The following is a 15,775-nucleotide window of genomic DNA, read 5'->3' as shown; positions in this document are numbered from 1 at the left end:
AGTGCTGAACGCCGGGGAAGCAAGCCCGATTTTCGGGCGCGGGACATCCTAGCGACTCTGCTAGGGGAAGGCCCCGATGCCGGTCGGGCCGGGCGGTATCACAGCGCGATCAGGCCCCAGCGGATGCCGCGCACGATGGCGTTGATCCGGTTCTGGGCTCCCAGCTTGACGAAGGCGTTGGCGAGGTGGAAACGGACGGTGGCTTCGGAGATGTGCAGGATGGCGCCGATCTCCCAGGCGCTCTTGCCGTGGGCGGTCCATTGCAGGCATTCCCGTTCGCGCGCGGTCAGGTGGGGGATCGCCCCGCGCGCCGCCGCCCCCTTGCGCCACAGATCGTTGAACACCAGGAAGAACTGGGCCGAGATCAGCCGCAGATAGGGGTAGTGGCGGCGCAGCATCAGGCTGCCGGGGGTCAGGTCGCTGGCCATGCTGATGATGAAATTGTCGCCGTCGGGGCCGTGCAACGGGAAGCTGACGCCGTTGCCGAGGCCGGCCTCGCGCGCCTCGTGCATCATTTTCTTCTCGGCGGCGCCGATCTTGCGGGTGGCGAGGTCGTCCCAGATCACCGGCTCCCACTGCCGCTTGATGCGGGCGAACACCGGGTCGATCTCGATGTAGTTCTGCTCGAGATAATGGCTGGTCCAGGCGTCGGGATAGTGGTTGAGGATGATCGGCGTGGCGGATTCGATGTTGTAGCGGGTGCGGAACATCAGGTCGGTGCTGCCGCCGGCGAACAGGCAGCTGCCGAATCCGAACTCTCCGATCGTTTTCTTGAATTGCAGGAAAAGATCGTCGGGGCTGTCGAGGTCGTTGGTCCGTTCGATGAAGTCCGAAACGTCCACGCTGATCTCCCGTCTGCGGAATGAACGGCGTCGGCACGCATCCCGTCGCGCCCGGCGGGACCGGAAGCCCGGGCCGGGAGCGGATCACCGCCGCTTTCCCGGCCGGCGTGGGGTAAATTGTACCCGGCCCCGTCGGCGGAGCAACCGTAACGATGATTTTTCCATTTTAGCGGGGTTCGATGCCACGGATAAATCCTGTTGGGCGGCTATCGCCCCCGACATCGCCGCGATCGCGGATCGCCGGCGGCGGAAGAGCGGAGGGACCATCATGATCGGACTGAACCGGCGCGGCTTTCTGCTGGCCACCGGGGCCGGCCTCGTCGGCGGCGCCGGCCGGGCGCGGGCGGCGGGCGAGTCGATGCGGGCGGCCTGGGCCCGGATCGAGGCCGGCAGCGGCGGCCGGCTCGGGGTGGCGCGGCGCGATCTCGCCGACGGCACCAGCCTCGGCCACCGTGCCGACGAGCGCTTTCCGCTGTGCAGTCTGGCCAAGCTGCTGATCTGCGCCGCGATCCTGGCCCGGGTCGATCAGGGGCGGGAGGATCCGGCCCGGCGGATCCGCTTCGGGAGCGAGGCGCTGGTGGCTTATTCGCCGGTGACCGGGCCCCAGGCCGGCGGCGACGGTGTCACGCTCGACGCCCTGTGCGCGGCGGCGATGATCGACAGCGACAACACCGCCGCCAACCTGCTGGTGGCGGCGCTGGGCGGGCCGGCGGCGGTGACCGATTTCGCCCGCGGCCTCGGCGACGGGGTGACCCGGCTCGACCGCTGGGAACCGGACCTCAATCAGGCCGGGCGCGACGACCCGCGCGACACCACCAGCCCGGCGGCGCTGGCGGCCGATCTCGAACGGCTGGCGTTCGGTGCCGAGACCCTGTCCGCGTCCTCGCGCGCCCGGCTGCTCGATTGGATGCGGGCCTGTCGCACCGGCGGTGCCCGCATCCGCGCCGGCCTGCCCACCGGCTGGAGCGCCGGTGACAAGACCGGCAGCGGCGAGAACGGCACCAGCAACGACATCGCGGTGATCTTTCCGCCCGGCCGCGCCCCGATCATCCTGGCGGTGACCCTGACCGGCAGTCCGCTGCCGCCCGAGGGGCGCGACGCGGTCCTCGCGGCGGTGGCGGCGGCGGCCACCGCCTGATCCCCCCCTGCCAAAGTCAGGGCTTGGCGGGTCTTCGCCGCCGCTCCCATCTGGGGGAGAGGGCGCCGCGCGGCGGCGCGATGGTGCGGAGGAGACCCGGCATGATCCGTTTCGCTGCTTCCGTTTCCGGCCTCGGCCTGCTGGCCGGCCTGGCCCTGGCCCCGCTGCTGGTGCCGCCCCCGGCCTGGGCGGCGGCCGAGATCGTGATCCCGATCCGTGGGGTCAGCCCCGAGGGCGTCGGCGCCCCGCTCGGCACCCTGACCGCCAGCGACGGCCCGGACGGGCTGGTGCTGGTCCCGGCGCTGCGCGGCCTGCCGCCCGGGCCGCACGGCCTGCACCTGCACCAGTTCCCGAGCTGCGCGCCGGCGGTCAAGGACGGGCACAGCGGTGCCGCCCTGGCCGCCGGGGGCCATTTCGACCCCGACGCCAGCGGGGCCCATCGCGGCCCGGAGCAACCGGGCCATCGTGGCGACCTGCCCCGGCTGGAGGTGGCGGCCGATGGCACCGCCACCGCGCCACTGCGGGCGCCGCGCCTGCATCTGGCCGACCTGCCCGGCCATGCCGTGGTGATCCACCAGGGCGGCGATACCTACGCCGACGCCCCTCAGCCGCTCGGCGGCGGCGGCGCCCGCATCGCCTGCGGGGTGGTGCCGTAAGCCACTCCTCGCGCGACCGCTGCCCGCGCCCAAGCTGACCGGCCTTTCCGTGCCCGACCATCGAAGGGTTCCAAGGGCCTTGCGGCCCTTGGCGGGCGTGGGCGGAGCCCACATCACAAAGAAGAGATGGCCACCCCCGCTCCGGCCCCGAGGGCGCGGTCGAGCGGCGAGGGCGCCGGCAGCGGCCCCAGCACTTCGTCGCCATACCCGGCCAGGGTGACGGGGAACGGTGCGGCGGCGAGGTCGCCGACCAGCACGCTGCCGACCGGGCAGCAGCGCCGCAGCGCGGCGAGATCGCCGAGCGACAGCAGCGGCAGTTCCAGCCAGCCCTCGGCCCAGGCGAGGGTGATGGCGAAGCCCAGCCCGCGCCGGGTGACGCTGGCCAGCGGCCGCCCGGCCTCACTCGCGGCGGCGAGACGCTCGCGCAGGGCCGCCCCGGGGCTGTCGGCGCCGCTGAGGGTGAGCAGGGCGCCGTCGGGATGGGCGCGGGCGGCGAGCAGGAAGGCGGCGAAGCGGCGCCAGCCCAGGCCGGGATCGGCCAGGATGTGGTCGCGCACCGCGCCGGGGTAATCGGGATAGCGTTCGCTCAGGATCGCCAGATTGCGTTCGATCTGGCGCCGTTTGAGCTCGGACGGGAACGAGGCGCCGTGCTGGTGGTAGACGAACAGGTTGGGCACCAGCACGTTGCGCAGGCCGAGGGCGGCGGCCCTGCGGCACCAGTCGTTTTCCTCGCCATAGCCGGCGCCGAAGGTGCCGCGCTCGAAAAAGCCGATCCGGGCCAAGGCGTGGCGGCTCATCGCCATGCAGAACCCGACCCCGGTCGGCAGGTCGATCAGCATTCCCTCGGCGTCGAGCCCGGCGAAGACGGCGTCGATCGCCGCGGCGTCGAGGCCAAGATAAAGCGGATTGTCGCCCGGCATGGCGGGGAAGCCGCAGATCTGGGCGGCATTGGCGTAAGGGGTGGCCGAGGCGAGGGCGGGATCGCGGTCGAGCGGCCCGACCAGCCGTTCCAGCCAGCCGGGCGGCAGCACGGTGTCGCTGTTGGCCAGCACCACATGCTCGCCGCGCCAGGATTCGAATCCGCGCGACACCGCCTCGACGAAGCCGCCATTGCGTTCCAGCGTCATCACCTCGACCCGGTCGTCGCGGGCGCGGGCCTTGGCCAGCAGCGCGGTCACCGCCGGATCCGCGCCGCCATCGTCGATCAGCACCAGCCGGAACGGCGAGGTGGTGTGGGCGAACAGCGAGTCGAGGAACGGCGCCAGCAGGTCGGCGCGGCGGTAGATCGCCACCAGGATCAGCACCGGCCGCGACAGGGACGGCGCGGCGGGCCGGTCGGGGCGGTAGCGGGCGAGGAGGTGGCCGAGCGACGGGGTCAGCCCCCGGGGCGCCAGCCGGGTCAGCGGCGGGCCGCTCCCGCCGTCGAGCCGCTCGCAGACGATTTCGCCCCGCCGCTCGGCGAGTCGCAGCAGCGGCCGCGACCAGCGCCGGCCCGAGGCCAGAAGCGCCGACAGGCGGTAGACCCGCCCCGGCACCGCCGGCACCCCGGCGATGCGGAAGCCGCAGGCGGGATCGCCGCCCCGGGCGGTGGCGACGTCGGGGCGGGGCTGGCCGTATTCGCCCGGGATCCAGGCATCGGGCCGGTCGTCCCAGGCGAGGCCGAGGCGGAGGATCGGGTCGGCGGGGGAAACCGCCCAGCCAACCAGGGTCAGCCAGTCGCCCAGACCGAGGATGTCGAGATGAAAGCGGCAGGCCAAGCGGGTCTCCGGATCAGACGGGGGCCGGCAGGGGGGACAGGGCGTAATAATCGCCGAGCAGCGAGGGATAGTCCCGCCCGATCCGCAGGTGGGATTCGGGCAGCGGCTGCGACAGGCCCGACCGCAGCAGCAGGCGGTTGATCGCCTCGGGCGGGGCGTCCGGCGCGATCACCGCCCCCCAGCCGAGGGCGCGCACCCGCCGGGCCGGGGCGCCGAGATCGGTCACCACCGGGAACAGCCCCGCCTCCAGCGCCTCGGACAGGGTGTAGCAATAGGTTTCCGGCCAGATCGACAGGAAGGCGGCGACCTGACAGCGGATCCGCCGCAGCAGCCCGGCCAGTTCCTCCTGGCGGTAGGCGCCGTGCACCGTCAGGTTGGGCAGGGCGCGGGCGCGGCCGGCCTCGGACAGGGTGCCGATCACCTCGAACGCCAGCGGCAGCCGGTCCCGCTCGGCCGCCTCGGCGCAGGCCAGCAGCAGGTCGCGGCCCTTGTCGCGGCTGATCCCGCCGATCACCGCGACGCGGATCCGCTCGCCCTCGACCGGCAGGTGGGGAACGATCCGGCGCGGCGGCTCGGGGTGGGGGCGCACGGTGGCGGCCGGCAGCCCGGGGGCGAGGGCGGCGACCCGGGCGGCGACGTCGGGATCGGGCACGAACAGGCGCCGCGCCCCGGCCAGCACCGCCAGCCGCTCCGCCCGCCACGCCGGCAGCGCGGCGGGGTCGAGCGGGATCGCCGCGTGCGGCCCGGCGGCGGCGAGGCAGGCGGCGCAATCGGCCTCCCCCGTCTCGGCGCGGCGGCAATAGCGCCCGTCCGCGCCGACCATCGTCACCCGGGGGCAGAACCAGGCGTAATCATGCAGGGTGACGTCCCACTCAAGGCCGAGCGCCGCCGGCAGGGTCAGCAGTTCGGGCGGGAAGCCGATGAAATGGTGCAGGTGGAGATGGTCGAGCCGCAGCGCGCCCAGATCGGCGACCAGCGCCGCCCATTCGCCCGGCTCGGCGGCGTGGTAGAGCCGGGGGGGGCCGTCGAGCCCCTCGCTCAGCGCCATCCGCTCGCTCCGCTCGGCGCGCAGCAGCCAGGGCTCGGCCCCTTCCGCCGCCAGCAGCGCCGCCATGTCGCGGCAATGGCGCTCGGTGCCGCCGCCCAGCCCGTGCAGGATCAGCAGCAGGCGCGGCCCCCGCGCGGCGGGCGGGGCCAGCGGCGGGCGCGGCGGGCGGGTCGGCCGTCCCTCGGCCCGGCCGACCCGCAGGTAATGGGCCAGCGCCCCGGCGCGGTCGGTTTCCCCCCGGTTGGCCTCGGCATAGAACCTGGTGTCGAACAGCGGATGGGGATCGCGCCCCTCGGCCGCGCCGTGGCGCAGGTAATGCAGCAGCGGATTGACCCCGGCGGCGCGGACGTCGGGATGACGGTCGAGATACCACGCGGTGTCGAACATCGGGTTGGGATCGCGCCCCTCGCGCCAGCCATGGCGCAGATAATGGCGCCAGGGGTCGGTGCCGGCGCCGCCGACGTCGGGATTGTGGGCGAGGTACCAGTCGGCGGCGAAGGTCGCGGGCGGGCGCAGGGCGTCGCCGAAGGTCGCCACCGCGTCGAGGAAGGCGTCGAGGCGGAGCAGCAGGTTGGCCTCCGGGCCGAGGGTGCGGCGGATCGGGGCGAGGTCGATTCCGGGAGCGCAGGCCCGGCCCTCCGCCCAGCCCCGGGTGAGGAAGTGCCAGACCGGGTCGATCCGGCCCCGGGCGACGTCGGGATAGTGTCGCAGATAGAAGGCGCGGTCGAAGCAGCCCGAGGCGGCGAGGCGGTCGCGGCAGGCGCGCAGATGGTGCAGCAGCGGATTGATTCCGGCCGGCAGGCGGTGGGCCGCGGCATGGGCGGCGCAGGCGAAGGCGGGGGAGGGGTCGCGTCCCTCCGCCCCGCCCCGGCGCAGGAAATGGTCGAGCGGGTCGCCCTCGACGTCGGGATTGGCGGCGAGATAGGCGGCGGGGTCGAACAGGCCGCTGTCGATCACCATCCGCGCGTCGCGCGCGGCCCCGCCTTGCCGGCCGAGCCGCCGCGCCAGCCGGCCGGCCAGCGGCAGCAGCCGGCCGGCTCGTTGCAGCAGGCGGGCGAGCCGCCAACCGGTCGAGGCCAGCATCGCCTGCCGGTCCGCCAGCAGGGCGGCGAAGCGGCGGTCGAGCGCCGCGTGGCTGGCGGCGAGGGTGGCGTGGGCGGCGGTGGCGGTGGCGAGGTCGGCCCGCAGCCGGGTCAGCAGCGCGTGGTCCTCGGCATGGCGCGCGCGGCTTGCCGCGAGGTCGCCGGCCTGCTGGTCCAGCCGGTCGAGCAGGGCGGCCCGCTCGTCCTCGGCGGCGGCCCGCGCCGCCTCCAGCCCGGCCTGGGCGGCGGCGAGGCGGTCGCGTTCGGCGGCCAGCGCCGCGATCCGCTGCCCGGCCTCGTGCCGCTCGACCGACAGCAGGGCCTCGAACCGCGCGGCGAGGCTGCGATCGGCCTGCGGCGTCCAGTCGAGCGGGCCGAGCGGCTCGCCGCCGGCGCCGAACGCGATCATCCGGGCGTTGCAGCTCGAGAGCTCGCCCGCCTTTGCCGCCGACAGGAACAGGGTGAAGCCGGGCCGGCGGTCGAAGCGGTCGCTTTCGTCCTCGCCGGCCAGGACGATGTCGGCGCGCTCGCGATCGACCGGGGCCACCGCCACCGCCGCGCCGTTGATCAGCAGCGCCACCGCCGAGGCGGCGCGGCCGAGGCGGCGGTCGATCGCCCAGCCACCGATCTCGATTGTGCCGCCGGGATGCAGGCGGATGGTGTCGATGAAGCCGCCGGCGCGGTTGATCTCCTGGCCTTCCACCAGCCGCGCCGCCAGCTGGGCCGACAGGTCGGTCAGCGCGGCCATCTGCTGGCCCAGCCGGCGTTCGAGCGCGCCGGGGTCGGCGGTCTCGGTGAACAGGCCATAGGCCTGATCGAGGAAGCGGCCGGCCTGATCCATCGCCTCGGTGTCGAGCGGCGCGCCGCGCGCGGCGTCGCGGGCGGCGCGATAGGCCGCCGCCGCCGGCTCCGGCAGGGACTCGACGCCGTCGCCGCCCTGGTGGTGACGGTGGCGGGGCTGGATCACGGCGGCGATCGAGTCGAGCCGCCGCGCCGCCGGCTCGCCCGGCAGGCCGAGGAAGCGGTGCAGCCGCCGCGCCCCCTGGCGGGGATCATCGACGAAATCGGCATAATCGACCAGCAGGCGGGGCAGGCCCCGGCTGTAGCGTTCGGCCAGCACCAGATGGCTGAGCCACAGCCGCAGCGCGCGGGCGCGGGCGAAGTGGTTGCGTTCGGCCAGCGAGGCGGCGATGTCGAACGGATGGCGCACCGGCAGCACCACCACCGGGGCGATGCCGAGCTGGTCGAGCAGATCGAGCCACAGCGGCGCCAGCCGGCACATCCGCGGATCCTTGATCGCGAACAGCGGCGCGCGGGCCAGATCGCGGGCCAGGACCCGCTCCAGCCGCTCGCGGCACAGCCGCGCCGGGGGACCCTGGAACAGCGCCGGCGGCAGCGGAGTCGGATCGTCCCAGTCCGAGCCGGCGGCGGCGAGGAAGTCCTGGTGGGCGGCGACGATGTCGGCGGATTCCCAGAACCCGGTCGGGTTCTCGCGCGGGTTGGCCGGGATCAGGTTGTCGGGCACCGCCAGCCCGAGCAGGTGCAGCGCCTGGGTCACCGCCGAGGTGCCGCTGCGATGCATGCCGAGAACCAGCACCGCCCGGCGCAGGGCGGTGGAAGACAGCGGGGACAGAGAGGTCATGATCGGCGACGCGGACACTTCCCAGGCGGGAGGGGCGGGGGAAACACACCCAATCGAGATTATCCCATCCGTCGCCTTCTCGGCAAACGGACTTGCCCTTATCCCCTGGGTTGAGAAAAAGAAAGACGCGGGCTCTGCCCGCACCCGCCAAGGGCCGCAGGCCCTTGGATCCCCTCGATGGTCGGGCGCGCAGGATCGGGAACGGGGTCCAGGGGCCTGCGGCCCCTGGCGGGCGTGGGCGGAGCCCACATCACAGCAGGCCGGGCCGACCCTGGCGCCAGCGGGCGAATTCGGTGCGCAGCAGGGCGATGTGTTCCTGCTCCTCGGCGGCCAGTTCGCGATAGAGCTGGCGCTCGGCCGGATCGGCGCCGTCGCGCTCGGCGTTCTTGGCGAAGAAGGTGGCGGTGCGCTCCTCGAAGGCGATGGCGTGGCGGAACAGGGCGGCGGGATCCTCGGCCGAGATGTCGGGGGCCAGGGTCGGCGCGGTGCCGGCATCGAGATCGACCTCGACGTGATAGCGCCGGGTCAGCAGGGCGATATGCTCGTTTTCCATCGCGGCGAGGCGGCCGAACAGCTCGATCAGCACCGGATCGTTGGCCAGGGCGCTGGCGCCGAGATAAAAGGCGTGGCCGCTCAGCTCGATCTCGAACGCGGTGCGGATCGCCTCGTGGGCGGCGTCGGGGGCGGCGCTGGACTCGATCCGCTCCAGTTTGCCGCCGCACAGCGGGCAGGCGCCATGGGGAAAGGCGAAGCCCTCGCTGACCTTGGCGCAGGCGGTGCAGCGCCAGCGCAGCACGTCGCCGGCGCAGCAGATGTAGGCCTCGCCCTCGTCTTCGAGCGGGCGGTGGCATTTCGGGCACAGCATCGGCGGGTCTCCCTCAGTGCGGGGCGGGGGCGGCGGCGTCCGCGACCGGCACGGCAGGCGGCCAGTCGCGCTTGCCGCCGTCGAGCCAGGCCAGGATCGCGCGGGCGGCGCGGCGGCCGGCGCCCATCGCCAGGATCACGGTGGCGCCGCCGGTGACGATGTCGCCGCCGGCGAACAGGCCGGGCAGGTTGGTGGCCTGGGTGGATTCGTCGGCGAGGATGTGGCCGCGCCGGCTCAGCGCCAGGCCGGGGGTCGATTTCGGCACGATCGGGTTGGCGTTGGTGCCGAGGGCGTAGATCACCGTGTCGCAGGCCAGTTCGGTGATCTCGTCGGTCGGCAGCGGGGTCGAGCGTCCCTTGTCGTCGGGTTCGCCCAGCACCATCGTCTGCACCCGCATCCCCCGCACATTGCCGTGCTCGTCGAGCAGGATCTCGACCGGATTGTGCAGGAACAGGAACTCGATCCCCTCTTCCTTGGCGTGGCGCAGTTCCTCGATCCGGGCCGGGGCCTCGGCCTCGCTGCGGCGGTAGACGCAGCGCACCCGGCCGGCGCCGAGGCGGCGCGCGACCCGCAGGCAGTCCATCGCGGTGTTGCCGGCGCCGATCACCACCACGCTGGCCCCGGCGCCGACCGGGGTGTCGGCATAGGGGAAGGCGTTGCCCCCCATCAGATTGACCCGGGTCAGGAACTCGTTGGCGGAATAGACCTGACCGGCCGCCTCGCCCGGGATCCCCATGAAGCTGGGGGCGCCGGCCCCGGCGGCGATGAACACCGCGTCGGCGCCCTGCTCCTCCAGCAATTGCGGCACGGTGTAGGTCTTGCCGATCACCACGTCGGTCTCGAACCGCACTCCCATGTCGCGCAGGCGCTGGATCTCGCGCTCGATGATCGGGCGGGGCAGGCGGAACGACGGGATGCCGTATTGCAGCACCCCGCCCAGCACATGCAGCGCCTCGTAGACGGTGACCTCGCAGCCGGCGCGGATCAGGTCGGCGGCGGCGGCCAGCCCGCCCGGGCCGGAGCCGACGATCGCCACCCGGCCGCGTCCGCCGGCCTGGGCCGGCAGCGGCGCCGGCGGGGCGAAATCACCGACGAAGCGTTCCAGCCGGCCGATCGCCACCGCGTCGAGCTTCTTGCCGCGCACCAGGATGCATTGCGCCTCGCACTGATGCTCCTGCGGGCAGACCCGGCCGCAGATCGAGGGGAAGATGCTCGATTCGGCGATCGCCGCCCGCGCCCCGGCAAGGTCGCGCACCAGCAGATGGCGGATGAAGCGGGGGATGTCGATCCCCACCGGACAGCCGGCGATGCAGGTCGGCTTGACGCATTGCAGGCAGCGTTCGGCCTCGGCCAGCGCCTCGGCGATGCCGTAGCCGAGATTGACTTCAAGGAAATTGGCGGCGCGCTCGGCCGGGTCGCGCTCGGGCATCGGCGTCGCGCGCGGGGCGATCTCGGCCATCTTCTTGTAGGTGCGCTTGCCCTCGACGAACAGCTTCTGGTCAAGCTGGCAGACATGGTCGAAGGCGGCGTTGGCCTCGGACTCCTCGCGGCGGAAGCGGCCCTGGCGGGTGATCAGTTCGGTGAAATCGACCTGATGGCCATCGAAATCCGGCCCCTCGACGCAGGCGAAGCGGACCTCGCCGCCGACGGTGACCCGGCACGAGCCGCACATCCCGGTGCCATCGACCATGATGGTGTTGAGCGACACCATCGTCTTGATCCCATGCTTGCGGGTGGTCTCGGCGCAGGCCCGCATCATCACCAGCGGCCCGATCGCCACCACCAGATCGGGCGGGTCGGTGGCGATCAGCTCCTCCAGCGCGGCGGTGACCAGCCCGGGCCGGCCATAGCTGCCATCGTCGGTGCAGATCTCGAGGCGGTCGCATTCGGCGGCGAAGCGGTCCTCCCAGAACACCAGATCCTTGCTGCGGAAGCCCATGATCCCGGTGGTGCGGTTGCCCGCCGCCTTGAAGGCGCGCAATTGCGGATAGACCGGGGCCACCCCCAGCCCGCCGCCGATCAGGGCGACATGGCCGACCCGCTCGACATGCTGGGCGAGGCCGAGCGGCCCGACGAAATCGGCGAAGCTGTCGCCTGCGCGGTAATGGTCGCGCATCTCGCGGGTGGTCTTGCCCAGTGCCTGGACCACCACCGTCACCGTGCCGGCGTCGCGGTCGTAATCGGCCACCGTCAGCGGTACCCGTTCGCTGCCGTCATGCAGCCGGACCATCACGAACTGGCCGGGCTGGGCGGCGCGGGCCACCGCCGGGGCCTCGACCTCCCACAGGAAGGTGACGTCGGAAAAACGCTGGTGCCGAACGATCCTGACCATGCCGGAACCCCCCCGGGCCGTCGCAGGGATGAAGGCGCGCCGTCGGGATCGGGATCCCGTGGGCCTTCCCCAGGCAGGGTAGCCGAACTCGGCGGGAAGGCAAAACGGCAAAACCGTGTCGCCGCCCCGGCCGGCGGCGCGGAATCAGTCCGGCTCGGCGCGCGGACAGGCGGCGTCGAGCAGCAGGCGGGCGATGTCGGTCGGCTTGACCTTGATCACGTCGGGCTCGGCCCCGGTTTCGAGGGCGAGGCGGACCCGCATCACGTTCTCGATCGCCGCCGGGTTGACCTTGACGATTCCGCGCTCCCCCCGCAGCCGGGGATAATAGGCCGGATCGACCAGCTTCTCCCGCGTGGCCAGCCGGGTCAGCAGTTCGTCCTCGTCGGCCGGATCGGCCGCCCGGCTGGCGACCACGCTCCAGTCGCTCGCCCCGGCCAGCCCGGCGGCCAGCGCCTCGGCCGGGCTGCCCTCGGCGACATAGCCGACCTTGTAGAGATTCTTGCCCAGGCCGACATCCGAGCCCCAGGCCTGGAGCGTCTTGCTTCTGGCGACGTAAGCAATCCCCATTCCCCATCCCCTCATGCCGGGCCGGCCGTCCGGCCCCTGTCGCGGCCAGACTAGAGCCGTTTCCCGGCAAAGGGAACCCGGGGGGCTCGGCCCCATTGCGGAAGCCCGCCCCGGCGAAAATGCCCCCTGGGCGAGGTTTTCGCGCTCAGGCATGATGCGGCGGGGTACCGCCGCGCTGGCACGGCGGCGCCCGGGGCAGAAAAGGCGGTCGCGTGGCGCAGGAGAACGCGGAAACGGCGCCGCGCCCGGCCCGGCGCTGGCGGTTCGGCATCCGGGCCAAGCTGGTGGTGGCGGTCGGCGCGGTGGCGGCGATGATGCTGGTCGCGGCCGGCCTGACCTGGGTCGGCTACAGCGACATCGAACGGCTGCTGGCCGGGATGACCCGCACCAACCTGCCGAGCGTCACCCATGCCCTCAAGCTGTCCGAGGCGACGGCGCGGCTGGCCGCCGCCGCCCCGGCGCTCGATTCCTCGTCCAGCCAGTTCCAGCGCCAGAACAATTTTGTCGCTCTCCAGCAGCAGATCGGCCATCTGCTCGACCTGATCGACGGGCTGGCCGGGGCGGCGACCGACCGGGGCCGGGTCGAGGAACTGCGCTCGTTGGTCGCGACCTTCGCCGACAATCTGATCGACCGCAACATCCAGGTCGATCGCCGGCTGCAACTGGCCGAGCGCGCCCGCGCCCAGGCGGCGGCGGTGATCCAGCTCGATCACGACCTGCGCGGCGCGTTCGACCGCCCGGGCGGGCCGCCGGCGCCGGCGGTGATGCTGGCCGCCACCCTGCTGCGCGAGGCGGCCGGCGCCGCCGACCTCGACAAGCTGGCCGAACTGCGCGCCGCCTATGCCGCCGAGGCGCGGCGGCTGGTGCTGCTGTCGGAACGCGCCGCCGGGCCGGATGGCGGGCTGGCGCGGCGGGTGATCGCGCTCGGCAGCGGCGCCGGCAACGTGTTCGAACTGCGCATGCTCCAGATGCAGACCGACGCCCGTCTCGCCGCCGCCGCCGAGGAGGGGCGCGATCTGGTGGCGCGCACCGCGGCGACGGTCGGGCGGCTGGTGTCGGCGGCCGAGGCGGTCGCCGCCGACGACGAGCGCCGGGCCGAGGCGGCGGTGGCCAATGGCCGCCGCACCCTGCTGGTGGTCGGGGTGCTGACCCTGTTCGGGCCGCTGCTGTTCGTCTGGTTCTATCTCGGCCGCAATCTGGTCGGGCGGCTGTCGGGGCTGGCCGAGGCGATGCACCGCATCGTCGAGGGCGATTTCCACGCCCTGATCCCGCGCGGCGGCAAGGACGAGATCGCCGACATGGCGGCCGAACTGGGGGTGTTCCGCGACGCGATGGCCCGGCTGCGCGAATCGAGCCAGGCCCTGGTCGAGAGCGAGACCCGGCTGCGCCGCATCCTCGACACCTCGCCGCTGGCGCTGGCGATCTGGCGGGTGCGCGACAGCCGGCTGGTCCAGGTCAATCCGCGCTGGACCGAGCTGTACCGCGTGCCCGACGAGCAGGCGATCGGGCTCGATGTCGGCGCCTTCTACACCGATCCGGCCGACCGGCTGCGGCTGGTCGAGCTGGTGTTGAAGACCGGCTACGTCACCGCGTTCGAATGCCGGCTGCGCCGCAGCGACGGCCATCAGTTCTGGGCGATCCTGTCGGCGGCGCGGATCGAGATGGACGGCGAGGCGGCGGCGATCGTCTCCTCGATCGACATCACCCGCCACAAGCAGGAGGAAGCGGCGCTGGCCGAGGCCAAGCGGATGGCCGAGGAGGCCAATCAGGCCAAGTCGCTGTTCCTCGCCACCATGAGCCACGAGATCCGCACCCCGATGAACGGGGTGCTGACGATGGCCCATCTGCTCCAGGACATGCCGCTGCCGTCCGAGCCGCGCGAGATGGCCCGGGTGATCAGCGATTCCGCCGCCGCTTTGCTGACCATCCTCGACGACGTGCTCGATTTCTCGAAGATCGAGGCCGGGCGGCTGCCGCTCGAACTGACCGACCTCGCCCCGCTCGACCTGATCGAGGACGTCGCCGAGCTGCTCGCCCCGCGCGCCCGCGAAAAGGGGATCGGCCTGATCACCTATGTCGATCCGGCCCTGCCGGCGCGCGGGCGGGGCGACCCGCTGCGGCTCAGGCAGATCATCACCAACCTCGCCGGCAACGCGATCAAATTCACCGAATCCGGCTATGTCCGCATCGCCGCCACCACCGGGGATCCCCGGGTGCGGCCGCTGCGCCTGACCGTCGCGGTCAGCGACACCGGCATCGGCCTCGATGCCGAGCAGCAGGCCCGGCTGTTCGAGCCGTTCATGCAGGCCGACGCCTCGATCTCGCGCCGCTATGGCGGCACCGGGCTCGGCCTGTCGATCTGCCGCCGGCTGGTCGAGATGATGCGCGGCGAGATCGGGGTGGAAAGCCAGCCCGGCCGGGGCGCCACCTTCCATTTCACCGTGCCGCTGCCGGTCGAGGAGCCGACCCCCGAGCCCGGCCCCGATCTGTCCGGGGTGGCGGTGCTGGTGCTGGCCGAGGGCCCGGTCGCCGCCGAGGGCCTGCGGCTCTATCTCGGCGCGCTGGGGGCCCAGGTGGCGGTGGTGGTGTCGGACGAGGGGGCGCTGGCGGCGGTGCGGGCGGCGGCGCTGGCCGGCTGGAGCTACGAGGTGCTGCTGCTCGACGGCGGCGAGGATCCGCGCCAGCGTTTCGGGCTGGCCCAGGAACTGATGCGGCGGGCCGAGGGCGCCGGCGGCACCCGGGTGGTGGTGATGACCTCCTCGGCCGGGCTGGCGCTGGCCGCCGCCGAGGCCGAGGCGGCCGGGCTGTTCGCCCTGCTGCCCAAGCCGGTGCGCCGCCGCGTCCTGTGGCGCACCGTCGCCGCCGCCGCCGGCCGGGTCGAGCTGGAAGACGACCCGCTCGCCCCCGGCGCGGCCGAGCCGGCGCTGGCGGTGTGGTCGCCGCCCTTGGCGGCCGAGGCCGAGGCGGCCGGCGCCCTGGTGCTGGTGGCCGAGGACAATCCGACCAACCGGGTGGTGATCCGCCACCTGATGGAACGGCTCGGCTATGCGATCGAACTGGTCGGCAACGGCGCCGAGGCGTGGGAGCGGCTTCAGGCCGGCCGCTACGGCCTGCTGCTGACCGACTGCCACATGCCGGAGATGGACGGCTACGACCTGACCCAGCGGATCCGCGCCGCCGAGGCCGACGGTGCGGCGGACGGGGAGGGCGGCGACGGGACGGCGCTGCCGATCATCGCCCTGACCGCCGACGCCCTGTCCGGCACCGCCCGCCGCTGCCGCGAATGCGGGATGGACGATTTCATCGCCAAGCCGATCGACATCGCCCGGCTCGATGCCGCGCTGCGGCGCTGGCTGCCGGCGGCGACCCCGCTGCGCCGCCGCCGCCCTCCCGCGTCGCCGATCTCGCCGCTGACCCTGGCGGCGGTCGATCCGGTGCCGCAGGTGCTCGATCCCGCGCCGATGCTGGCTTTGTTCGGCGGGATCGGGGCCGAGGCGCGCGAGATGCTCGAGCTGTTCCTCGATTCGACCCGGCCGCTGCTGTCGGAGCTGGAAAACGCGCTGGGGGCGGGGGAGGCCCTGGCGGCGCGCGAGGCGGCCCATTCGGCCAAGGGCGCCGCCTACAGCGCCGGGGCGATGCGGCTGGGCCGGCTGTGCGCGGCGATCGAGATCGCCAGCGCCGAGGAGGATCCGGCGGTGGCCGCGATCCTGCCGGCGGTGCGGATCGCCTTCGCCGAGGTCGAGCGCGCCGTCGCCGCGATCGGCGCGGCGGAACGCTGAGCTACCCCCCGGAAACGACGAAGGCCGCGCTCCCGGCAGGGAGACGCGGCCGCGGGCTCGCCGTGAC

General features: G+C 73.4%; 9 protein-coding genes. 3 read left to right on the top strand and 6 right to left on the bottom strand.

The annotated features are described in order from the left end of the window. Window positions 1-98 precede the first annotated feature (98 nt). Entirely contained in the window at window positions 99-842 is a 744-nt protein-coding gene (locus tag ACFSNB_RS04235; protein ID WP_377314791.1) for a LuxR family transcriptional regulator, read from the bottom strand. A gap of 268 nt (window positions 843-1,110) precedes the next feature. On the opposite strand from ACFSNB_RS04235, the gene bla reads away from it, so the two are divergent. After that, entirely contained in the window at window positions 1,111-1,980 is an 870-nt protein-coding gene (gene bla / locus ACFSNB_RS04230; protein WP_377314790.1) for a class A beta-lactamase, read from the top strand. Between the two features lie 101 nt (window positions 1,981-2,081). Further along, window positions 2,082-2,636 (top strand): superoxide dismutase family protein, encoded by a 555-nt coding sequence (locus ACFSNB_RS04225; protein WP_377314789.1) that lies wholly within the window; start codon window positions 2,082-2,084, stop codon window positions 2,634-2,636. A 113-nt stretch (window positions 2,637-2,749) separates the two neighbouring features. On the opposite strand, the gene ACFSNB_RS04220 is transcribed toward ACFSNB_RS04225, so the two are convergent. The 5 genes from ACFSNB_RS04220 to ACFSNB_RS04200 all read right to left on the bottom strand — a co-directional run bounded on the left by ACFSNB_RS04220 (window position 2,750) and on the right by ACFSNB_RS04200 (window position 11,929). Next, window positions 2,750-4,393 carry a glycosyltransferase family 2 protein gene (locus ACFSNB_RS04220; RefSeq protein WP_377314788.1) on the bottom strand — a complete coding sequence of 548 codons (1,644 nt, stop codon included), beginning with the start codon at window positions 4,391-4,393 and terminating at the stop codon, window positions 2,750-2,752. Window positions 4,394-4,406: 13 nt separating this feature from the next. After that, on the bottom strand, window positions 4,407-8,165 hold the full coding sequence (locus ACFSNB_RS04215; RefSeq protein ID WP_377314787.1) for a glycosyltransferase: 3,759 nt from the start codon (window positions 8,163-8,165) through the stop codon (window positions 4,407-4,409). Between the two features lie 250 nt (window positions 8,166-8,415). Continuing rightward, window positions 8,416-9,030, bottom strand: a complete 615-nt coding sequence (locus ACFSNB_RS04210; RefSeq protein WP_377314786.1) for a ferritin family protein — start codon at window positions 9,028-9,030, stop codon at window positions 8,416-8,418. 13 nt (window positions 9,031-9,043) lie between these two features. Next, on the bottom strand, window positions 9,044-11,362 hold the full coding sequence (gltA, locus tag ACFSNB_RS04205; RefSeq protein WP_377314785.1) for an NADPH-dependent glutamate synthase: 2,319 nt from the start codon (window positions 11,360-11,362) through the stop codon (window positions 9,044-9,046). A 144-nt stretch (window positions 11,363-11,506) separates the two neighbouring features. Beyond that, on the bottom strand, window positions 11,507-11,929 hold the full coding sequence (locus tag ACFSNB_RS04200; RefSeq protein WP_377314784.1) for a hypothetical protein: 423 nt from the start codon (window positions 11,927-11,929) through the stop codon (window positions 11,507-11,509). A gap of 212 nt (window positions 11,930-12,141) precedes the next feature. Between ACFSNB_RS04200 and ACFSNB_RS04195 the strand changes: the two genes are divergently transcribed. Continuing rightward, window positions 12,142-15,708, top strand: a complete 3,567-nt coding sequence (locus ACFSNB_RS04195; protein ID WP_377314783.1) for a hybrid sensor histidine kinase/response regulator — start codon at window positions 12,142-12,144, stop codon at window positions 15,706-15,708. Window positions 15,709-15,775: the final 67 nt, after the last annotated feature.

The organism is Phaeospirillum tilakii (assembly GCF_042683125.1).
Lineage (GTDB): Bacteria > Pseudomonadota > Alphaproteobacteria > Rhodospirillales > Magnetospirillaceae > Phaeospirillum > Phaeospirillum tilakii.
The sequence above is the reverse complement of the archived record's forward strand: the minus strand, read 5'-3'. Positions and strand labels throughout refer to the sequence as shown.

Coding starts and splice junctions, on each gene's coding strand:
- bla (WP_377314790.1), top strand. CDS start 1,111: ATGATCGGACTGAACCGGCGCGGCTTTCTGCTGGCCACCGGGGCCGGC.
- ACFSNB_RS04225 (WP_377314789.1), top strand. CDS start 2,082: ATGATCCGTTTCGCTGCTTCCGTTTCCGGCCTCGGCCTGCTGGCCGGC.
- ACFSNB_RS04215 (WP_377314787.1), bottom strand. CDS start 8,165: ATGACCTCTCTGTCCCCGCTGTCTTCCACCGCCCTGCGCCGGGCGGTG.
- ACFSNB_RS04210 (WP_377314786.1), bottom strand. CDS start 9,030: ATGCTGTGCCCGAAATGCCACCGCCCGCTCGAAGACGAGGGCGAGGCC.
- gltA (WP_377314785.1), bottom strand. CDS start 11,362: ATGGTCAGGATCGTTCGGCACCAGCGTTTTTCCGACGTCACCTTCCTG.
- ACFSNB_RS04200 (WP_377314784.1), bottom strand. CDS start 11,929: ATGGGGATTGCTTACGTCGCCAGAAGCAAGACGCTCCAGGCCTGGGGC.